The organism is Halomonas citrativorans (assembly GCF_900163645.1).
Lineage (GTDB): Bacteria > Pseudomonadota > Gammaproteobacteria > Pseudomonadales > Halomonadaceae > Vreelandella > Vreelandella citrativorans.
The window spans coordinates 1-22,551 of record NZ_FUKM01000017.1; the positions used below are offsets into that span (position 1 = coordinate 1).

Here is a 22,551-nt window from a genome sequence, read left to right on the forward strand (position 1 = left end):
CATGATCAAACTCTTCAGTTTAAAATCAGTGTGATTCTTACTTGTCACTCGAAAGTGACAAAGGTGAATCAATCCTGGCTCAAGGTTCAAACGAATTTGAAGAATTCGAAAATTCTTCTTGTGCGCCTGCCTTGATATCTGGTGACTTGTCACCCTCATCGGCAAACGCCCACATGAATTACCTGATCAAATTGTTAAAGAGCTGTTTCGCTTGAGGTAAGTGGAGAACCACTCGACTCGATGACCGGAGCCGTTTGCCTCAGCGAGGAAGGCGTATTCTACGCATTTCCTGGTGTTTGTCAACCGCTGTTTTTAGCGGGTGAAGCAAGCAACCAAAACGACGCTAACTTCCTGACAAACCGAAGGTTTTCACCTTCACTCACCGCTGGTAACGCTGGGCGTCCCCGGCAGCGGATGCGTACTTTACGGGTTCACCAGGCGTTTGGCAAGCACTATCTTTAAAAAGATCCAGCGCCCTATAAAAAAGCGGCAAACCTTCATTATGGATATGCTCCATAGCAAGAGGCTGCCGCAAACCACCGAACACAGTACTTACAAAAACATCTGACTGGTACCAAGAGCACGCCTACACAAGCTGCCGGTTAAATCTCAAAGCCCAACCCAAAATCTTCGCTGGAAATAGCCATTAGGCTGGCAGCACCGGCTTGGATCATTTGTGCATGCGCTTTCGTACGCGGCAGTAGCCGCTGATAGTAGAATCGCGCAGTATTAAGCTTAGCGGTATAAAACGCCTTATCATCACCTTCAAGCGCAACAGATGCTTGCTTAGCAGCACGCGCAAACAGGTAGGCAAGCGTGACATAGCCGGAATACATCAGATAGTCGACACTTGCCGCCCCAACTTCCTCACGATCCTGCATCGCTTTCATGCCAACCCCCATCGTAAGCTCACCCCACTCTGCGTTGAGCTTAGACAGCGGCGTAATGAACTCTTTAAGCGTAGGGTTATCAGCCTCGGCTTTACAGAATTTATGAATCTCTTTGGTAAAGACCTTGAGCGACTCCCCTTGGCTCATCAGCACTTTTCGACCCAACAGGTCGAGTGCCTGAATGCCGGTAGTACCTTCATAGAGCCGCGTAATACGTGCATCACGCACTAGCTGCTCCATCCCCCACTCTTTAATAAAGCCGTGACCACCAAAAACCTGCACGCCTTCATTAGTACTCTCAAAACCGACTTCCGTTAAAAACGCTTTAACGATCGGCGTGAGCAGTCCCAGCAAGGTTTCAGCACGCTCTTTTTCTTCACCAGGCTGGCCAAGCTCAACGGTGTCCAGCAGCTGGGCGGCGTAAAGCACCAGCATGCGCCCACCTTCGGCAAACGCTTTTTGCGTTAGCAGCATCCGGCGCACATCCGGATGAACGATAATCGGGTCGGCAGGTTTTTCGGGCGCCTGCTTGCCTGACAAACCACGCATCTGCAGGCGGTCACGGGCGTAGCTCAACGAATTTTGAAAACTGGCTTCAATGAGGCCAAGCCCTTGGATACCCACGCCAAGGCGCGCAGCATTCATCATGGTAAACATGCACGCCAGCCCTTTATTAGGCGATCCAACCAGATAACCAGTGGCACCATCAAAGTTCATGACGCACGTCGCGTTACCATGAATGCCCATTTTATGCTCAAGGGAGCCGCAGGTTACCCCATTGCGCTCACCGGGATTGCCATCCGCATTAGGTAAAAACTTAGGCACTACAAAGAGTGAAATACCTTTTGACCCTTCTGGCGCATCAGGCAGTTTGGCGAGAACCAGATGAACGATATTTTCGGCCAGGTCATGCTCTCCAGCGGAGATAAATATCTTGGTGCCGGTAATGGTATAAGCCTCTCCAGCGGCTGGCACGGCGCGAGTCTTGATTAACCCGAGATCGGTACCACAATGAGGCTCTGTTAAGCACATGGTGCCCGTCCAAACGCCTTCAACCAGCTTGGTAAGATACGTCGCTTTCTGCTCGTCGGTGCCATGATGGCGCAGCGCGTCAGCGGCACCATGAGAAAGCCCTGGATACATGCCCCAAGCCAAATTGGTCGCGCAGATCATTTCCGAAAGTACCATAGCAAGCGAAGGCGGCAGCCCTTGCCCACCGTGCTCGGGGTCAGCCGCCAGACTTGGCCAACCGCCTTCTACGTACTGCTGGTACGCCTCCTTGAAGCCTTGAGGTGCTTTCACCTCACCGCCCTCTAGCACACAGCCCTCTTCATCGCCGCTTTGATTAATCGGCAGGAGAACATCACGAGCAAAGCGCGCGCCCTCTTCCAGAATGGCGGCCACTACGTCGGGTGAAGCGTCATCACCTCCAGGCAATGCAGCGTAGTGAGTAGGATAATCAAGCATTTCGTCCATGACGAAACGCATATCACGCAGAGGGGCCTGATAACTTGGCATAGCACTTCTCCTAAACGGGGAGTTGAAAGCAGCACTAGATTTCAAAACAGCTTTCAAACACATGTTTGAAAGCTAGCGCGCACCGCAAAGCGAGTCAAGCGAGCGTTTGAATTAAAGCCACATTACCGCTAGTCCTTTGGTCGAAGCATTGAGAATTGATCGGCTAAACGCAAAAAACTCGCCAGCCGAATTGCTGGCGAGTTGATGTCTGAGCAACGGATGCGCTTTCACTGCATCCTAATACCACCATCCAACCGAATCACCTCACCATTAAGCATGGAATTAACAATGATATGCTCGGCTAGCTGGGCAAATTCCTCTGCCTTGCCTAACCGCTTTGGAAAAGGAACGGAGGCGGCAAGCGCTTGGGCGGCTTCATCAGGTATGTCGCCCATCATCGGCGTTTCAAACACGCCCGGCGCAATCGCCATGACACGAATAGCATGCCGAGAAAGCTCTCTAGCGGCAGGCAAACTCATCCCCACCACGCCTGCTTTAGAGGCGCTGTAAGCGCACTGCCCCACCTGGCCATCGAAGGCGGCTATAGATGCCGTGTTAATAATCACGCCACGCTCGCCATCCTTATTGGGCGTGTTTTTTGCCATGGTCGCCGCTGCCAAGCGCATGACGTTGAAGGTACCCACCAGATTGATATTGATTGTTTTGGCATAGGCGTCAAGGTCAGCCGGATTGCCTTCTCGATCTACCAGCTTGGCCACACTAATCACGCCAGCACAGTGAATAACGCCCGCCACCCCTTTTTCTTCGCTTAATTTGGCAGCGACATCGAACGCCAGCTGCATTTGTTCTGAAGAAGTAATATCGGCCATACAGGCTTTTGCGCGCTCTCCTAGTTGGGCAGCATGACGGCTAATACTGTCGCTTACATCACACAGGACCACCTTGGCGCCAGCGGCCACCAACCGCTCAGCCGTTGCTGCGCCCAACCCAGACGCCGCGCCCGTAATTAAAAACGTACTCTCCTTTACCTGCATAATAGCGCTCCTTTATTTGTTATTCGCGAATGTACTATTAATGGATACGCGCTCTTTCAAGGGATTTATACACACTGCTTGAAACGCTGGATTTCTACCGCCACGCCTTTTAGGCAGCTCCGCCTTAACACAGGGGCGTCCATCTTTTATGTTAGATTTCTACAAGCACTCGTTTACGTTAACGTAAATACAACGCTAAAAGCTATACGCACAATAGCGCCAACTATCCAGAGCATTCAGGGTAATAGACTGCTTCGCTTGAGGGTGCAAGCACCACACAGATAGATAGCGAAAACTAACAATGCTGATTCAAAAAAGAAGCAAACGCCCGTTAATGAGCCATGATCATCGCCACCAACTCATCCGCAAGGTCATCTGGCGTACGCGGGCCACTGGGGTCATACCAGCGCACGGTCCAGTTCAAAGCGCCCAATATAAATCGCGAAACCAGAAAGCGATCCCCACGGATAAGCTGCGCTTCCAGCGCATCGTCTATAACCTGCACCCACAAGGCCTCATACGCATCGCGCAAATGGCTTAAATGGGCACTAGCGACAGGGTCCAAGCGCCGCCATTCAAACAGGGCCACCACATGGGCATTGCGGTCGGTAAAAAGTGTTTCCAGATGAGCACGTGCCATCGCGCGCAGCCGCGCTTCAGGATCAGACGAGCAGTGCTCAATTGATTGGCGAGCAATCGTTAACGCATTCTGCATTCCTTCCTCGATCACCGCAGCAAGGATTTCCTGTTTGTCTTTAAAGTGATGAAACAGGCTGCCGGACTTGATACCCATTTCCTGCGCCAGCATACGTACAGTGGTACGATCAAAGCCCTCCTGAACAAAAAGCTGAGCCGCTAAACGCGTCAATTCCTTGCGACGCACAGATGTATTTATTACATTCATTTCACTCACACTAGCGCTTGCTTGGTTATCCACGAGAAAACCACAGCCCCGCCAATGGGTCAACGCATCGCTTATTGCCCAGCAGAATAATCACAATAAATCCTAAGGAGTTAGCCAATGAATACTGCAACCGATATCGTATTTCTATCCGCTGCACGCACCCCGATGGGAGGCATGATGGGCAGCTTATCGAGCATGAGCGCCCCTGAACTGGGCGCGGTTGCTATTCGTGCGGCGATTCAACGTGCGGGTATTGAGCCCGATGCAATTGATGAAGGCATTATGGGCTGCGTGCTTCCAGGTGGTGTCAAACAAGGCCCCGCTCGCCAAGCCATGCGTCAGGCCGGTATACCAGATGCGTGCGGCGCAATGACGATTAACAAGCTATGTGGTTCGGGTATGAAGGCCGCCATGCTCGCCCACGACGTGATTAAAGCGGGTAGTGGAAAAATTCTACTGGCGGGTGGCATGGAGTCCATGTCCAACGCACCCTACGTGCTGACCAAAGCCCGCGGCGGTTATCGATTGGGCCACGGCGAGCTCAAAGACCACATGTTTCTGGATGGCCTTGAAGATGCTGAAACGGGCACATTAATGGGCGTTTTCGCTCAGGATATCGCTTCACGGCGAGGCTACACGCGGGAGCGTTTGGATGATTTTGCCATTGCCTCGCTCGAGCGCGCTATCGCGGCTTCCAACGGCGGGCAACTAACAGCTGAAATGGCGCCTGCCACCGTATCTACGCGCCAAGGCGACACGCTTATTGAACATGATGAACAGCCGTTTCAAGCCAAACTCGACAAAATTCGCCACATGCGACCAGCCTTTTCTAAAGACGGCACCATCACCGCAGCAAACGCCAGCTCTATCTCCGATGGCGCTTCAGCGCTTATTGTGGCCAGCGCAGAAGCAGCCGAACGCCACGGCGTGAAGCCATTAGCCAGAATGCTGGGGCATGCAACCCACGCTCGCCACCCCAGCGAGTTTACGATTGCACCAGTAGGCGCCATAGAAAGCCTGATGAAAAAGCTTGGCTGGAGTGTCAACGATGTTGATTTATTTGAGATTAACGAAGCCTTTGCCGTAGTGACGCTAATGGCAATGGACGATTTGGGCTTGCCACACAGCAAGGTCAATATTTTTGGCGGCGCCTGCGCCCAAGGGCACCCTGTCGGCTCTACCGGCTCACGCATCATTGCCACGCTTATTCACGCCCTACGTACTCAAGGCGGCAAACGTGGCATTGCCAGCCTGTGTATTGGCGGCGGCGAGGCCACGGCGGTTGCCGTTGAGCTTATCGACTGACATAAACGACGCGGGGCCAACGCTTTTCAGCGTTAGCCCCGCGCCCTTCTCCCGCTCACGATAGCAGGTCGTTGCCTAACCAAACCGCCCGGTAATGTAGTCGTGAGTACGCTGGTCCTGGGGGTTAGTGAATATCTGATCAGTGGTGTCCACTTCTACCAGGTCACCCATATGGAAGAACGCGGTGCGGTCTGCCACACGAGCGGCCTGCTGCATATTGTGGGTAACCATGACGATGGTATAGCTCTCACTTAGCTCATCAATCAGCTGCTCTACTTTGGCAGTGGCAATCGGGTCAAGTGCGGAGCACGGCTCATCCATCAAAATGACATCCGGACTTACCGCTACCGTTCGTGCAATACACAAACGCTGCTGCTGACCACCTGACAACCCGGTACCTGGCTGATCAAGACGGTCTTTTACCTCTTCCCAAAGCCCTGCGCGGCGCAAGCTGCTTTCTACAATATCGTCAAGCTCGGCCTTACGCCGCGCCAAGCCATGCAGGCGCGGCCCATACGCAATATTTTCGTAGATGGATTTCGGGAAGGGATTAGGCTTTTGGAACACAATCCCCACCTGAGCACGTAGCAGCACCACATCACGGTTGGCCGCATAAATATCGTTTTTATCTAACGTGATTTTGCCTTCGACACGGCAAATATCGATGGTGTCGTTCATGCGGTTTAAGCAGCGTAAAAATGTCGATTTTCCGCAACCGGAAGGCCCAATAAAGGCCAGCACTTCATTTTCGTAGATATCCAGGTCAATACCGTTAATTGCCTGAGCGTCACCGTAAAACACCTTAACGGCTTCGGCACTCATTTTGACCTTGTCTTTCGCCTTGCTGGTGCGGCTTTCACCGCCCCCGACGCTAACCATGGGAGTTGTTGTCATCGGCTCTGTAGAAGTATTCACTTACCACCTCGTCTCGAATTTTTTACGCAACCAAATCGCCAATGCATTCAAGCTTAACATTAGTCCCAGCAATACAATGATGGCCGCAGACGTGCGTGCTTCGAAGAAATTCCGCAGCTCATTGCCTTGCCATAGATAAATCTGTACTGGCAGCGCGGTTGATTGATCCAACGGTGTTGCTGGCACACTCGCGACAAACGCGTTCATACCGATCAGAAGCAATGGAGCTGTTTCCCCCAATGCTTGAGCAACACCCAAAATAGAGCCTGTCAAAATACCGGGAAGCGCCAAGGGCAATACGTGGTGAAATACCGTCTGCACTCGCGATGCCCCGATTCCCAACGCCGCTTGACGAATAGAGGGCGGAATTGAGCGTAACGATGCCCGCGTAGCGATAATAATGGTCGGTAACGTCATCAACGTAAGCACCAGCCCCCCTACCAGCGGCGCTGAAATAGGCAATCTTAAATAGCCAATAAAGATAGATGCGCCCAGCAAACCAAACACAATGGAAGGAACCGCTGCCAGGTTATTGATATTGATTTCAATTAGATCGGTTAAGCGATTCTTGGGCGCAAACTCTTCCAGATAAATAGCGCTTGATACCCCTAACGGCACAGACAGCGCGATGACGATTATCATCATAAACAGCGAACCCATAAAGGCACCGGCCAGGCCCGCTGATGCCAAAGAGCTGCGTGAGTCAGTATTTAAAAATAACGAGGTACTAAACGCGTTACGAATGACGCCAGACGCATCAAGCTGATCAGCCCAGGCACGCGTTTGAGCACTTAGCTGTTGGCGTGCATCAGGCAAATCACGATCAATATTACCTTTGATCCAGACATCCACGTTCGCACTCGCCAGCATCTTGAGTTCGACGGTTTGCCCCAATAGCGAAGGATCTTCAACAAACCGATCACGCAACGCATAGCGCTCGCCGGAGGTGACAAGCGCACGCAGATCACGTAACTGCGGCCCCTCTACCTCTACCCCCAATGCCTCTTCCAGAGCGTTATCAATTAAGGATTGCCAATTAACCTGCCCTGCCTGCGTTTCCCACTGTAAAAAACGCTCTTCAAACTCAAACAGGCTCTCGCCACTAGCGCGTTCAGGCTTGGGCTCAAGCTGGATAATCTCAGGGTCGAAATACACATCCATATACATGGTGGCTTGCCAAAACGCAGGCACACCACGCATCAGGATACTGATAAACAGGATGGCGACCAGCGCCATACCGGTGATAACAGCGGCGAGACCCATCCGCCGGAAGCCGTTCTCTTTGCGATGCCGTTTCGCCAGCGACTTTTCAATCGTCATCAGCCGATGTTGCCGACGCTGCTCAATCGTTATGGACATAGTCACTTACTCGTATTGCTGGCGATATTTACGCACGACAACCAGTGCGATGACGTTTAGGCCTAAGGTGATCACAAACAGGGTAAGACCAAGGGCAAACGCAACCAGTGACTGGGGGCTTGCAAAATCCATATCCCCGGTCAGTTGGTTAACAATCGTTACGGTAATAGTCGATACCGCCTCGAAAGGGTTGGCATGCAGTACAGGATTATTACCAGCGGCCAATACCACAATCATGGTTTCCCCAATCGCACGGCTAGCTGCCAGCAAGAAAGCACCCACGATGCCGGGAAGTGCGGCGGGCAATACTACCTGCCGAATCGTTTCTGACTTGGTGGCACCCAAACCCAGCGCGCCATCCCGCAGCGACTTAGGCACTTGGGTAATAATGTCGTCAGACAGCGAGGAGACAAAAGGAATGATCATGATCCCCATGACCAGGCCCGCTGTTATCGCGCTGGTTGTGCGAATATTAATGCCAATCAGATCACCAAAAGCGGAGAGAAAGGGGCCCACAACCATCAGCGCGAAAAAGCCATAAACAATGGTCGGGATACCCGCCAAAATTTCAATCACCGGCTTGGCCACATTGCGCAACCAAGGCGGCGCGTACTCTGCCATGTAGATTGCGGTCATTAACCCAACAGGAATCGCTACCAACAGTGCAATGCCACTGACCATTATGGTGCCCCAGAGGAGGGGCAATAAACCAAACTCCCCTTGGTCAGAGGTACCAGAGGTGCTAAACCGAGGGTTCCAGGTAGTGCCAAAAAAGAAGTCGGCGGGACTAATAAAACTAAAGAACCTCATTGCCTCGCCCAGCATGGAGAGCACAATGCCAATCGTTGTAAATATAGCGACAGCCGAGCTTGCGGCTAGCGCAAACATAATAACCCGTTCAACCTGATTACGGGCGCGCCACTGGGGCGTGATACGCCGCCGTGCAATGACCAGGCCCGCCACAGATAGCACGGCGACTAACGCCACCAGGCTAAAATTTTCAAACGTTTGAAGCCTTGCCATATGTGCCGCAGCGGCCCACTCTTCAGGACTACCACCACCCGCTACGCCACGTTCGTTTGCCAAGGCAGTTACGCGACCCAGAAACGTTTGCATTTCACGGTCGCTCATACTGGCAACCATGTCAGCAGGCAACTGCTGAACAACCAGCATGTCAATTAACTGAGGGGCTAAAAATGACCATAATAAAAATATAGCGAGTGCAGGCAAGCCGCACCAAAGCGCCACAAGCGTACCGTAATAGCCCGGCCGCGAATGCATTCGTACATCTTGAGTTGCCGCAACCGCACGGCTGCGCGTCAAGCCTAAGTGGTATGCCAAGGCCATCAACACCAGCAGCGTGGCTATCAAGGCAAAGTTGCTCATTATCTTTCCGCCTTTGACTTGCTACGTTTAAGCGCCAGCATCAACTGCATGATGCTGGCGCAAAAACAAACTTAATAAGGTACACCGAATCTGAAGCAGTGCCGCACTTAGTCGACGCTTACGACCGTGCGTGATTCGAACTGCTCAAGCGCTTGGCTACGCTCGTTTTCATCCATTGGGATCAAACCAGCGTCTTCCAGCGGGCTGCCATAGCCAGAGGTCATTTCGTTCAGGAAGAACTCAGTGTATTCCGCCAGACCAGGAATCACGTCAATGTGCTCGCCTTTCACGTAGAAGAACAGCGGACGAGAAACCGGGTACTCACCAGAGCCAATCGTTTCCAGGCTAGGTGTTACACCATCAACGGTCGCCACTTGCAAGCGGTCACGGTTTTGATCATAGAAGCTAAGACCGAAGACACCTACTGCATCTTCCTGAGCATCCAGGCGCGCCAGGGTTTCGGTGTAATCGCCGGCAATTTCAACGATACGGCCATCGCCACGCAGGTTGTTACAAGCGTCGCCTTCTACTTCAGCGACAGTGTCACAGCCCGGGTGAACGACTTTTTCTTCAAAGACTTCACGCGTACCGTGGTTGGAAGCTGGGATAACCAGCACGATTTCCTGGTCAGGCAGGTTGCTGTCGATTTCAGACCAGCGGGTGTAGGGGTTATCAACCAGCTCGCCGTTTTGCGGCAGTTGAGCAGCAGCCGCTTTGAAAACGTGCTCAGGTGTTAGTGCAAACTCGCCACGATCAAGACGCGAGGCAAATACGATGCCGTCGTAGCCGAATTGAATTTCAAGAATTTCGTTAACACCGTTTTCGGCACAGCTTTCCACTTCACCGCTACGAATTGAGCGAGAAGCGTTAGCGATATCGATGGTGTTTTCACCAACGCCCTGGCAGAACTGACGAAGGCCGCCACTTGAACCACCAGAACCAACCACCGGCGTATTAAACTGAGAATACGTATTACCAAACTCTTCAGCCACGATACCTGCAAACGGCAGTACAGTAGAAGAGCCCGCAATTTGGATTGTGTCGCGAGCCATGGCAGCGCTTGAAACACCTACCGCTAGACCGGCTACTACTGCAACACTTAGCGTATGCTTTTTCACGTCGTGTTCCCCTCTGGTTTGATATCCGGCCAGCTGATGCTTACCGGAAAAGTTGGCCTTCTGGCCTTTCACAAAGGAGAGTTTGCACACGTATCATTGCAGAAATATGACAATCTCTAAATCGTTAAATAAGCAAAACGTCGTATAGCAAATGAGAACTCTACGACAGGATAAAACGACTAGCGACTCTATTCTGAGTTGGCGGTTAGCATCCGCACTCCAATATTTCCAAGCAATGACGCCCCCAGCATGGTCAATACCATGGGCCATAGGTGGGCAACTTCAAACGCTCCTACCAGCACCCCGGCGAGCGCGCCACAGCTAAACTGGATGCCGCCCAACAACGCCGTAGCGGTCGCACTGATATGCCCAAAGTGGTCCAGTAGTGACGAGATGGCATTCGGAGTGATCAGGCCAATCATGCCAGTGAATACCATTACCAGAGGTACAACGGTATATAGCGTGACTATATCCAGCGCCGTAACGATCACCAAGCCCAAACCCGCGATCATCTGAATCGTTAGCCCCAAGCGCAGGTTTTGTTGGGGTGTGCGTTGACGCAGCATATAAATATTAACGCGATTGGAGAGCGCAATAACAACGACGTTGACCCCGAAAATCAACGGATACATCCCCGGAGAGAGGCCAAAATAATCGAGATAGACAAAAGGCGATGCTGTTACAAAGGCGAAAAGACCGGCAAAAGAGGCAGCCACTGCACATATATAACCCATGCCTTCTTTATGTTGCAGCACGCTTACATAGTTGCCGAGTACCTGACGAGGCGACGCTGTGGGCAACGTCATATCACGGGTTTCGGGTAACCGCGTCCCCAGCAACCAAAGCAAAAAACCGGCATATACCGCAAGAAAAACAAAAATCAGCCACCAGCCTGCAACATGCAGCAGCATACTCCCCACCGCCGGTGCCACTAGGGGAGCCAACATCATGATCATGGCCATAGTCGACATCACTTTGGCAGCCTCTCGGCCGCTAAAGCAGTCGCGTACAATGGCGGCAGAGTTAACCACGCAGGCTCCGCCACCCAGTGCCTGGATAAATCGCCAAATCAAGAGCGAGTTGAGGCTATCAGCCGTTGTAATCATCAGGCTTGCCAGCATAAATACGACCAAGCCGCCCATTAGCACCGGCTTGCGCCCTATCCGGTCAGAAAGCGGTCCAAAGACAAGTTGCCCAATGGCAAAACCAAACAGGAACACACTAATCGAAAGCTCCGCGTGATGAATGCTGGCATTAATGGATTCCGCTAACACACCAATCGCAGGCAAATAGGCGTCAATCGCAAAAGGGGCAAGCGCTGTGTTGGCAGCAACCAACAAAGCAACCCGTCGTGGGCTAAGTTCCATAGGACTCCCTGAATTAGTTAGCCACAATCAAGCACGGCAGCAATCGATAGGCCGCTAATAGTAACGCGGTGATGAAAATTAAGCACTGCAGCCCCGAAAAACTGAAACATAAACTGCTTAGCCTAGGATTCATAAGCCTTTTCCAAGACCAACTGATGGGAACACTATGAATTTTAGAGCGCTGAAAAATATCCCACTACGCTGGCTAAGCCTATCCGCCCTACTGCTTGTGGCACTGTGTGTACTCATGTTTGCCCTACTGACATGGAAAATGATGCAGCAGAGCCAAAACGATTTAGCGCTTCTTGAGCAGGTTAATGTTCAACAGTCGTCATCGCTAAATCGGCTTCATATAGCGGGCCTTGAGGGTTTGCACCGTTTGGACAGAGCGCTTGAACGCCAATTGCGCCCTTCACTGGGAGACCCGACAGAGGCGCTTCAAGCGGTCGAAAATGAGCTCTCTGAAATGGCAGTAGCGCTGGCAACGTTTTTGGAAGCAACCGCTGAAACATCGCACCCTACACTTCGAGACGCTATTGAGCAGCAGGCAACAGCGCTTATTGGCACGATGAACGAACAGTTAAATGCCGTTCAGACAGGTGACCGCGGCGGCTACCGGCAATTGACGCTTGATGCGTTAGCACATAGCCAAGCCCTAACCGAAGAGGCACGCAGCTTTTATCAACTGGCTGACCGTCAGGGTACAGAGCTAATGACTAACGCTCAACGCCGTGGTCAGTTGATTGGTCAATTGCTGTCAGGTGGCATTGTTATTGCCTTGGCACTGCTAGGTTTAATGGCCTGGATTGGACAGCGTCATGTTCTATTACCCATTAACCGCTTGGTCGCACACTTTCGTACAATGGCAGAGGGCGATTTAAGCGTTAAGGTCCCGGCTCAAGGCAATAATGAAATAGGCCAGCTCTACCAAGAGTTGGATAATATGCAGCGTGCACTCATTGAAACCGTTTCAGAGCTTCATGGTAATAGCCGCCATATTTTCGATAGCGCTCAACGCCTAGCGCTAGGCAATGAAGACCTTGCTATCCGAACGCGCCAGCAAAACGCGTCCCACGAAACGACCGCGGCTAACCTGGATGAGCTGACAGAAAACGTTGCCACCACCGCTGGTTTTGCAGCCGATGCGACCCAACTAACGTCTACGGCGGCGGCACAAACCCAAGACGGTAGCCAGATAATGACCAATTTCCTGACCACCATGGAGGAGATTCACGCACGCTCGAAAGAAGTCGATGAGATTGTTAACGTTATCGATTCCATCGCTTTTCAAACCAATATTCTTGCGTTGAACGCCTCTGTAGAGGCCGCTCGCGCAGGCGAACAAGGCCGAGGCTTTGCCGTAGTGGCGGGCGAAGTACGCCAACTAGCCTCACGAAGCGCTGAGGCTGCACGCCAAATCCAAACCTTACTTGCCGCATCAGGCAACAGTATTGAGCGTGGCCATACCTTATCCAACAAGGCCAGCCAAGGCATGAACGCCATTGCTGAAACGACCGAACAAGCCAATAGCATCATGCTTCAGATCGCTGATGCTGCTAATGAGCAGCACCGCCACATTGAACATCTGAATTCAACTCTGCACGAACAGACCCAGGTTAATCGGGCCAATACCAAGCAGGTTGAAGCCACCGCTCAGGATGCAATGTCGCTTGAAGCCGCGGCAGAAAGGATGCGTGAACAAGCCGCGCGCTTTAAAGTCGGAGAGATATCCAGCGATGATTTTATTTGGCAGGCCTCTCCGCCAGCACCCAACTTATCCAATACACCCACATCGGATAATATTCAGCGAGCGCCTGCCTTGCTACAGTAAAGGACTAACGACGCAAGGAGTAATGAATGGCCACTAGCCTGCTAACACAGCTTAAAGAAATGACCTCGGTAGTCGCCGACACCGGCGACCTTGAAGCCATCCGACGTTTTGCGCCACAAGATGCAACGACGAACCCTTCACTCATCCTGCAGGCCGCTCAGCAAGAGCAGCGCCGCGCCCACTTGGCCGCTATTGCCAAGGAAAGCAAGGATATTGATGATGCGGTTGACCGCGTGGCTGTCGAGATTGGCAGTGAGATTAGTGAACTGGTGCCCGGCTACGTATCCACCGAAGTAAGCGCTCGGCTTTCATTTGACCGTGATGCCACTATTGCGCGCGCGCACTCATTGATCGAGCGGTATGCCCAAAAGGGCGTGGGTCCTGAACGCATATTAATCAAGATGGCCTCCACTTGGGAGGGTATTCAGGCAGCGCAGCAGCTTGAGCGTGAAGGCATCCGTACCAACCTCACGCTGCTGTTTGGTTTTGCTCAGGCTCAAGCATGTGCCGATGCAGGCGTCACTTTGATTTCGCCGTTTGTCGGGCGCATCCTCGATTGGCATAAATCTCGTCAGCCTGAAGCCGATTTTAACGGTAACAATGACCCAGGCGTACAGTCTGTCAAACAGATTTACAGCTACTATAAGGGCCATAACTACGCCACCATTGTAATGGGCGCAAGCTTTCGTAATATCGGCGAGATTGTATCTTTGGCAGGCTGTGACCGTCTGACCATTTCGCCCAAATTGCTTACCGAGTTGGATGAACAGCAGGGTGAACTAACTCGCCAGCTAACGCCGATGGGCGCGAGTAGCTCAGCGGACGAGCCATTAACTCAAAGCGATTTCCGTTGGGCCATGAATGAAGATGAAATGGCATCTGATAAACTAGCGGAAGGTATTCGCAAGTTTATGGCCGACCAGCGTGAGCTGGAAACATTACTCGGCACACTGCGAAAGTCATAAGTTATTAAATTGCGCCACGCTTAAACGACAACCCCCACAAAAGTGAGGGGTTGTCAGTCGTCGGAGCCTCCCTTTATCAGGGAGGCTTTTTTAATGGTGGGCTTCTGTATTCTGCGCTTCCAACATCTCAACCAACGGCTGGAACTGCTCGCGATTATGCTCATTCATGTGCATTAAAATACGATGCGCTTCCAGAATTCGCTCGCGCAGCCCTTCTTCATCCGCAGGCTCTTCAGGCAGCTCAACAAGCGCATCACTAAGCACTGGCGGCTGTTGAAGCGGCGCCTCCATCAATGTAAAAAAACGCGCAAAGCCCATAACATCGAGCATTTTACGAACATCAGGATTATCCGCAATGATAGTAGGCGGGTGCGCCAAGCGCCCTTTTACAGCCATCGCCACCTTTGCAAGAAAGCCCAATGCCGTTGAATCGACGTTGGTCGCTTCACGCAAATCAATCATTACCGCACGTAATCCAGGCGTTTCAGCAAGATGTTGTGCCTGGGTATCCAGCGTGGCACAAAGCGTTAACCGCACATCGCCACAGAGTTTTAAGACAAAAACACCGGAGTCGAACGCCGCTTTAATACGGCCTTCATCAATCAGCATGACCAAATCCGCTCACCATCATGATTGTTAGATCATCGGGTAAAGCACCGCGTTCCTGGTTCGCCTCATCCGTATCCCCTGCTGCAAGCAGGACACTTGTTTTGGCTAGCCGTTCGCGCAACTGCTCAAGCGTGACACTCTCGCTTACTAATTGCTCAAGCTCCTTGATCCGCGTGTCGAGCGTTTTACCCGGCAAGCATTCCAATACACCATCTGAACACAGCCATAATCGAAATTCGGCCGGCAAAGCACAGCTCAGCGAAGGATACTCTATATCGGGGAAAAGACCTACTGGCATCCCCTCTCCTTCAAGCCGAGAGAGCTTGCCGCCCGCAACCAAAAAAGGCATAGGCAGCTGCGCACCGAGCGAATAGTGAAGTGTATGAGAGTGATGGTCAATAACGCCTACAAACAACGTTGCATGTTTACCGATATCGGTCCCCTGCAACTCTCGATTCATAGCGGCCAACCAGTCCGGCGCCAAGCACTCAGGCTTTTGGCCGTCCCACTCATTCAGCCAACGGTTGCATAAATACTTTAACAGCACGGTCACAAACGCCGAGGATGCGCCGTGCCCAGAAACGTCTGCAAAATAGAACGCACTGTAACGGTCGTTGTAACGCTGATAATCCAGAAAATCGCCGGATAGATAAAGCGAGGGCGCAAACCAGTAATCATAGTAAACGCCGTTCATCACCTTGGGGCGAGCAGGCAATAACCGACGCTGAATATGCCCCCCACTTTGCTGGTCCATGCGCAGCAGCGCCAGATGTGTCTCCAGGCTCTCGTTTAATTCAGCGAGTCTTTCTCTATCATGGTCTCGCTCGATGGCTAACTCATTGAGTTCAATAGCCTTACGAATCATTCGCCGCAGCAGTTCAGCATGGCGTAGAGGATGAACGATATAGTCCACCAACCCTACGTCAATCGCCTTGATCAGGTCCGCATCCTGACGTGAGTCGCTTACCACCAATGTGGGTAAGCGACGCGTCAACTGCGACCACTGCTGCTGAGGCACCGAGTGCGCATGCGCAACAATCAAAGCGGTTTCTGCCGGAAGATAGTCGATATTATCTGCAGCATATACGCCCATACCGTCACACGTGATGGCTTCTGCCAGCGCATCGCGCTCCGGACCGGGCGCGTCAATTACCGCAACCAGCTGCCTGGAATGATCCATATCAAGCCTCAATCGGCGAAATCGTCGTCACTAAAATCGCTGTCGTTAAAGTCAAAATCATCCATTGCAAACGGGTCATCGCCTAACTCGCCGTCACTAATTTCAAACTGGCGGCTCTGCAAATAAGCGTCGCGCACAAAGCTGTAGCGATCACCACTAATCAAGTTTTCCCGATCAAGTAATGCGGCGCGTCGATCAATAATATTGAGAGCGCTTAATGCAAACTCGGTGGTGTTATCATCCACGTAAACGATGGGATAGGTCATGATATCAGCAGGCCGACCCGTCGCATCACGTAACGTACTGGGCCCCAAAAACGGCAAGACAAGATAACGTGAGTCATCCCATCCCCAGGCCGCCAGCGTCTGCCCGAAATCCTCGTCGCTTGCGTTAATCTCCATCAGCGTCGCGTAATCAAGCAACCCACCGATACCCACCGTTGTGTTGATCAAAAAACGGGATGTTGCCAACCCAGCGTTAGCCGGTTTTCCTTGAAGAAGACTATTTATGGCCGTACGAATTTCTCCAAGGTTGGAGAAAAAATTGCTGACACCGGTTTGTACGGGGCTCGGCGTAATCGTGCGATACCCTTGGGCTACCGGCTTCAACGTATACTGATCAACGACATCGTTAAAGGCAAAAACGCGGCGATTAAAGCCCTCCCACGGATCATCCGGATTCGCATCTTGAGACATTTGCGTGCTGGCACAACCGCTAGCCGCCATGGTGATAAGCAGCACAGCAGGTAGGGCTGCATTACGCAGTGAAAAAGTGGGGGCTTGCTTGGCTAACAACCGCTGCATGGTCATTCCTCTTCAAAAACTAACGTACTGTCACTGACGTCGCACTGTTACTGACGTCGAACTACGACGCTACCTGCGCTGTAGCCTGCTCCAAAGGAGCAAATCACACCAATGTCGCCCTCCACCATATCCTCATGATGCAAATGAAAGGCAATAATGGAGCCTGCGGAGCTTGTATTGGCATAGCGATCTAAAATGATGGGCGCTTGCGCCTCACTGGGCTCAAAACCCAATACCCTGCGAGCGATAAGATCGTTCATATGGCGATTAGCCTGATGCAGCCACATTTTTTTGAGATCGCTTCCCGATAGCTCCAACGACGTCAAGTGATCTGTAATCAACTGGGCTACCATGGGACATACTTCTTTGAAAACCCGCCGCCCTTCTTGCACAAAGAGCTTATCAATTGCTAACGGATCACTGTCCGTCACACGGTTTAAAAAACCGGCATTATTACGAATGGCGTTGGAAAACTGGGTAACAAGCCGCGTACCTATAATTTCAAAGCGCTCATCAGCCACTGCATCGACACTGTTTTCCAGGACCACAGCGGTGCAAGCATCGCCGAAAATAAAGTGGCTGTCACGGTCTCGAAAGTTTAAATGTGCCGAACAGATTTCCGGGTTAACCACCAAGGCGCGCTTAATACTGCCGGACGCAATAGCATTAGCGGCCGATTCAAGGGCGAACGTAGCCGAGCTGCAAGCCACGTTCATATCAAATCCATACCCCTTGGCACCCAGCATCTGCTGCACTTCTACCGCTAACGCAGGATAGGCACGCTCCATATTGGAGCAAGCCACAATCACCAGTTCGATGTCATCAGGTGCTACCTGGGCCTTTTCCAGCGCTTGATGTGCGGCAGAGACGGCCATTTCACACTGAATAGAGGGCTCGTCATTTTGACGTAATGGCAGCCGGGGACACATCCGCTCAGGATCTAAAATACCTGAAGCATCCAATACGTAACGACTTTTAATACCAGAGGCTTTTTCGATGAACTCGCTGCTGGAGTGGGCTAGCGGCTCACGCTCACCCCGTGCAATCGCATCCGCATGACGCGCATTTTCGTTATCCACCCACGTATTAAATGCAGCCACCAGCGCCGCATTATCAATGGCGTGTTCCGGTGTATAAAGCCCTGTCCCGGTTATCACCACGTTTGTCATGCCTATCTCCTCTAAGCGGCATTTGCCCCTATTGCTTGCTGTTCAGACTCAGGCCCAAGGCTCGCGCTTAATATTACTGTGTGCGTTATTTTCGGGATTTACCAGTCATCTTCTAAACGCTAATTATTTCTTGCCAGCGCTTTTCAAGGCGCTTTGCCGATACGGGCATGAGCGTTCCTAACTGCTGAGCAAAAAGGGAAACGCGAAGCTCCTGTATCCACCAGCCAAATTCCACCAACTCGGGGTCTTCAACACACCCCCGGCGCTCGCTTTTACGCCGCGTATCAAAGCGAGTTTCAAGGGCCTGAACGTCATGCATCAGCATCTGGTCACGCCCGCGCTCACGTGCGGCTTTTTCAAGGCGGATGAGCGCGGCTTCGGTATAACGAGGATACTCTGTCAGCCATTGGCCTGCATCACGAATGAAACCAGGATAGACCAGCCGCTGCATCTGTACGCTGATATCGTTATACACTAGGGCAAGCGCAAAATTGAGCTTTCCTTTAAGCACTTTACTCACTGCCAAGTGACCTTTTAGCGCCGCCTCGACCTGTTCAAACAGGGAAGTCGCGTAATCAACCAACTCTGCTTTGGTAGCGTCCAGGCGAGCGCTCAACTCGGCCGATGAGCGCGGCAAAGGATGCTGGGCAACTACTCGAGTAAAGACGGCTAACATCAGGTCATCCAGCAGCGCTTGCTTGCTGCCCACTTTGGCAAACAACAGTGCACATTTTTCAACACCGGGTAGGCGCTTAATCGCTTTTACCTGGTCAGGCTGTTTGGCAATTGCCAGCCGGGCAACGCCCTCTTGATGCGCCGCCAATGCCTTTGCCGGATGATCAAAAAGTGCGACCTTAAACTCACTGGCTTCAGCCACCAACGCCGGGTAGGCCTCAACACGAATGCCCGCTTGGGTAGTCACACGCGAATCAGGCAATGGCTCCTCAGGCAGGCCGTCAAGCGTAGGCGCCTGGTTTGCCTGCTCGGCCAGCGCTTGGGCACCGGCACTGGCTGCCGCTTCAAAGCGCTGCTCCAGCGCCCTCACATCACGCCCTTGACCCAGCAGCTCTCCAGCATGATTGACGACTCGAATGTTCATAATCAGGTGGGCATTGAGTAGATCCAGCCGCCAGTCATCCGGGTGCACACGCGTTGCGGTACGTCGACGTATAAATTCGCCCAATGCTTCTGTGAGTGGGCGCTGATCGGGCACTAGGGTTTCCAACGCTGCATCGGCCCAATCAGGAATGGGTACCACCTGGCGGCGAATGCTTTTAGGTAGCGACTTTAAAAGCGCAATGCACTTTTCTCTTAAAAGCCCAGGCACCAGCCACTCTAATGTGTGCACAGGCAATTGAGGCAGCATGGCGGCAGGTACGGTCAATGTGACGCCATCATCGTCAGCGTTGGGATCAAAATGATAACTCACCGGATAAGCCACCCCGGCAAGTGTTAAATGATCGGGGTACTGCGCTTGGGTGACATCGGCGGCGTCACGCGCTTTCAGCGCATCCAGATCAAAATTCAACAGCGCAGGCGTCTGGCGCTCAGCCTGCTTGCGCCAGTGCTCGAAGCCTTTACCATTGACGATGTCGTCAGGAATACGCGCGTCGTAAAACGCAAACAACGCTTCTTCATCGACCAGAATATCACGGCGGCGGGCGCGGTCTTCAAGCGCCTCCACTTCGTCAATGAGTGCGCGGTTATGGGTAAAAAACGCGCCCTGCGTCGTAAACTCGCCTTCAACCAGTGCTCGACGGATAAATAGCTCGCGCGATTCTGTGGGGGCAATCGGACCATAGTGCACACGCCGACGCGCGACAATAGGCAGACCAAACAGCGTTACTTGCTCAAAAGCAACGACCTGCGCGCGCTTTTGTTCCCAATGAGGTTCGCTATAGCTGCGTTTCACCAAGTGCTGAGCCTGCGGTTCGATCCACTGGGGATCGATCTTGGCAACGGTGCGCGCATACAGCTTTGTGGTTTCAATCAGCTCAAATGCCATTAGCCACTTGGGCGATTTTTTCGCGAGCCCAGAACCCGGATGAATCATGAATTTGCGGTTACGCGCGCCCAGGTACTCGCGATTTTCCACTACCGTGCCCAGGTTAGACAAAAGGCCTGAAAGAAGCGCCTGGTGTAACTTGCCTGAGGTCTTGCGCCTGGCCTGACGCGCCTGCTCTTCGCTCTCCTCGTCATTGCGCGGTAGCGGGGCGGGAACATCGATCTGCATATCGCGTAGCAACTGCCTAAGCTGGCGGAACGTATCGTGCCATTCACGCATGCGCAGATAATTAATATAGTGCTCGCGACACCAGCGGCGCAGCTGATTGCCGGATAATGCTTCGCGGGCATTCTCAATGCCGTGCCACACGTTGAGCAGCGCGACAAAATCCGAGTCCGGGTCGTGCCAGCGCTGGTGCGCCTGATCGGCAGCCTGGCGTTTATCGGCCGGACGGTCTCGCGGGTCCTGAATGGCAAGCGCGGACACCACCACCAGAACATCACGCAGGCTACCGCGCTCCGCACCTGCTAACACCATTCGTGCCAAGCGCGGGTCGATGGGTAGTTTCGCTAACTTTCGCCCCAACTCGCTCAGGTGATGCTTTTCGTTGACCGCGCCCAGCTCAAACAGTAGCCGAAAGCCATCTTTTACAAAGCGGCTGTCCGGTGGGTCTACAAAGGGAAACGCTTCAATATCACCCAGTTTTAGCGCCAGCATCGACAGAATGACCGAGGCTAAATTGGTCCGCTGAATTTCAGGATCGGTAAAGGCTGGACGCGAGACGAAGTCCTCTTCGTCGTAAAGACGAATACACACCCCTTCTGCCACCCTACCGCAGCGCCCCTTGCGCTGATTGGCACTCGCCTGGCTTACCGGCTCAATCGGTAGGCGCTGAATTTTTGCCCGATAGCTGTAGCGGCTAATCCGGACAAGCCCCGGGTCCACCACATAACGAATGCCGGGCACCGTCAACGAGGTTTCCGCAACGTTAGTGGCCAACACAATGCGCCTTCCACGGTGGGCAGAAAAAACCCGGTTCTGCTCCTCATTGGAGAGACGTGCGTACAGCGGCAGAATTTCCGTCCCTTGCAAATCAGCCCGGCGTAACGTATCGGCTGTTTCACGAATTTCTCGCTCGCCCGGCAAAAATACCAGAACATCCCGGGGGCCATGTAGCCAGCCTTTTTCGCGCTCGATGGCTTCGATTTCGAGAACGGCGTGCAAAATCCCTTCCTGTAAGGTGCGATCCTCTTCATCTTCTTCATCACGTACCAAAGGGCGATAATGCACATCGACCGGATACGTGCGTCCTGATACCTCAACGACAGGCGCGGGTGCTTTAGGCGTACCAAAATGCGCGGCAAAACGATCAACATCAATGGTTGCCGAGGTAATAATCACTTTAAGGTCAGGACGTTTAGGCAACAGCCTTTTTAAATAGCCCAGCAGAAAATCGATGTTCAGGCTGCGCTCATGAGCCTCATCAATAATGATGGTGTCGTAGCGCAGCAGCAAGGGATCGTGCTGGGTTTCAGCCAGCAAGATACCATCGGTCATTAGCTTCACTAGCGTGGTGGGGCTACTTTGATCCGTAAAACGTACCTGATAGCCCACCTGCTCACCAAGCGGCACTTCAAGCTCTTCGGCCAGCCGCCCGGCAACACTGCGCGCCGCTAAACGCCGCGGCTGTGTATGGCCGATAAGTCCTTTACGTCCACGGCCTAACTCCAGGCACATTTTGGGGAGCTGAGTCGTTTTTCCCGACCCGGTCTCCCCCGCCACTACCACCACCTGATGGTCACGAATGGCGTTTAAAATATCTTCCCGACGCTCAACCACCGGCAACTCAGCCGGATAGTTAAAGGTCACCTTCAAAGCCTCGCGCTGGTTAAACACTTGCTGTGCCCGGTGAATATCGCGCTGCACCTCATGCAAACCGTGACCAATCGGCTTGTTGTCGCGCAGGCGACGCGCCAGCCCTGCTACGCGCCGCTCAAGACGCTGGGCATCACGCAGCATAACGTTGCTTATGGTTTCATTAAGCTTAGCCAGGCGTTGATTATCGGTAAGATCAGAGGGCATATCGGTGGTCACGTTAGGCTCGGTTTCCATTCGTTATTGAAAAGCAGATGTACCAATGGATTATCGGTAGGGCAAATAACTATTCGGCCCGCTACACGAGCGGGCCGAATATTGTAACGCTTTCACCAACGCGACGCCTAACCGGTGGCG

16 protein-coding genes are annotated in these 22,551 nt (G+C 52.6%); 3 read left to right on the forward strand and 13 right to left on the reverse strand.

What is annotated here, in order from left to right:
* Positions 1-602: 602 nt before the first annotated feature.
* The 3 genes from CZ787_RS04440 to CZ787_RS04450 all read right to left on the reverse strand — a co-directional run bounded on the left by CZ787_RS04440 (position 603) and on the right by CZ787_RS04450 (position 4,307).
* Positions 603-2,408, reverse strand: a complete 1,806-nt coding sequence (locus CZ787_RS04440; RefSeq protein WP_087106601.1) for an acyl-CoA dehydrogenase C-terminal domain-containing protein — start codon at positions 2,406-2,408, stop codon at positions 603-605.
* A gap of 227 nt (positions 2,409-2,635) precedes the next feature.
* Complete coding sequence (locus CZ787_RS04445; RefSeq protein ID WP_087106603.1) at positions 2,636-3,403, reverse strand: SDR family NAD(P)-dependent oxidoreductase; 768 nt, start codon at positions 3,401-3,403, stop codon at positions 2,636-2,638.
* Positions 3,404-3,734: 331 nt separating this feature from the next.
* Positions 3,735-4,307, reverse strand: coding sequence for a TetR/AcrR family transcriptional regulator (locus tag CZ787_RS04450; RefSeq protein WP_087106605.1), 573 nt, complete (start codon positions 4,305-4,307; stop codon positions 3,735-3,737).
* A 117-nt stretch (positions 4,308-4,424) separates the two neighbouring features.
* Between CZ787_RS04450 and CZ787_RS04455 the strand changes: the two genes are divergently transcribed.
* Complete coding sequence (locus tag CZ787_RS04455; protein WP_087106607.1) at positions 4,425-5,612, forward strand: acetyl-CoA C-acyltransferase; 1,188 nt, start codon at positions 4,425-4,427, stop codon at positions 5,610-5,612.
* A 75-nt stretch (positions 5,613-5,687) separates the two neighbouring features.
* Here CZ787_RS04455 and pstB read toward each other — a convergent pair whose 3' ends face one another.
* From pstB to CZ787_RS04480, 5 genes are all read right to left on the reverse strand, one after another.
* Positions 5,688-6,491: a phosphate ABC transporter ATP-binding protein PstB gene (pstB, locus tag CZ787_RS04460; RefSeq protein ID WP_087106609.1), complete on the reverse strand. Its 804-nt coding sequence runs from the start codon at positions 6,489-6,491 to the stop codon at positions 5,688-5,690.
* 36 nt (positions 6,492-6,527) lie between these two features.
* Positions 6,528-7,886: a phosphate ABC transporter permease PstA gene (gene pstA, locus CZ787_RS04465; RefSeq protein WP_087106611.1), complete on the reverse strand. Its 1,359-nt coding sequence runs from the start codon at positions 7,884-7,886 to the stop codon at positions 6,528-6,530.
* A gap of 6 nt (positions 7,887-7,892) precedes the next feature.
* Entirely contained in the window at positions 7,893-9,272 is a 1,380-nt protein-coding gene (gene pstC / locus CZ787_RS04470; protein WP_087106613.1) for a phosphate ABC transporter permease subunit PstC, read from the reverse strand.
* Positions 9,273-9,379: 107 nt separating this feature from the next.
* Positions 9,380-10,390 carry a substrate-binding domain-containing protein gene (locus tag CZ787_RS04475; RefSeq protein WP_087106878.1) on the reverse strand — a complete coding sequence of 337 codons (1,011 nt, stop codon included), beginning with the start codon at positions 10,388-10,390 and terminating at the stop codon, positions 9,380-9,382.
* 188 nt (positions 10,391-10,578) lie between these two features.
* Positions 10,579-11,757, reverse strand: a complete 1,179-nt coding sequence (locus tag CZ787_RS04480) for a multidrug effflux MFS transporter (protein WP_087106615.1) — start codon at positions 11,755-11,757, stop codon at positions 10,579-10,581.
* 166 nt (positions 11,758-11,923) lie between these two features.
* On the opposite strand from CZ787_RS04480, the gene CZ787_RS04485 reads away from it, so the two are divergent.
* Together CZ787_RS04485 and tal are read left to right on the forward strand one after the other, a co-directional pair.
* Positions 11,924-13,588, forward strand: coding sequence for a methyl-accepting chemotaxis protein (locus CZ787_RS04485; RefSeq protein ID WP_087106617.1), 1,665 nt, complete (start codon positions 11,924-11,926; stop codon positions 13,586-13,588).
* 26 nt (positions 13,589-13,614) lie between these two features.
* A complete protein-coding gene (gene tal / locus CZ787_RS04490) occupies positions 13,615-14,553 on the forward strand; it encodes a transaldolase (RefSeq protein ID WP_087106620.1) in 939 nt (312 codons plus the stop codon).
* Between the two features lie 90 nt (positions 14,554-14,643).
* On the opposite strand, the gene CZ787_RS04495 is transcribed toward tal, so the two are convergent.
* The 5 genes from CZ787_RS04495 to hrpA all read right to left on the reverse strand — a co-directional run bounded on the left by CZ787_RS04495 (position 14,644) and on the right by hrpA (position 22,431).
* Entirely contained in the window at positions 14,644-15,162 is a 519-nt protein-coding gene (locus CZ787_RS04495) for an STAS domain-containing protein (RefSeq protein ID WP_087106623.1), read from the reverse strand.
* Positions 15,152-16,342, reverse strand: a complete 1,191-nt coding sequence (locus CZ787_RS04500) for a PP2C family protein-serine/threonine phosphatase (RefSeq protein WP_087106625.1) — start codon at positions 16,340-16,342, stop codon at positions 15,152-15,154. Before CZ787_RS04500 ends, CZ787_RS04495 begins: the two co-directional genes overlap by 11 nt.
* Before the next feature lie 8 nt (positions 16,343-16,350).
* Positions 16,351-17,145: a VacJ family lipoprotein gene (locus CZ787_RS04505; protein ID WP_087106627.1), complete on the reverse strand. Its 795-nt coding sequence runs from the start codon at positions 17,143-17,145 to the stop codon at positions 16,351-16,353.
* A gap of 47 nt (positions 17,146-17,192) precedes the next feature.
* Positions 17,193-18,314 carry a beta-ketoacyl-ACP synthase III gene (locus CZ787_RS04510; RefSeq protein ID WP_087106629.1) on the reverse strand — a complete coding sequence of 374 codons (1,122 nt, stop codon included), beginning with the start codon at positions 18,312-18,314 and terminating at the stop codon, positions 17,193-17,195.
* Positions 18,315-18,426: 112 nt separating this feature from the next.
* Complete coding sequence (hrpA, locus tag CZ787_RS04515; protein ID WP_087106631.1) at positions 18,427-22,431, reverse strand: ATP-dependent RNA helicase HrpA; 4,005 nt, start codon at positions 22,429-22,431, stop codon at positions 18,427-18,429.
* Between the last annotated feature and the right edge of the window lie 120 nt (positions 22,432-22,551).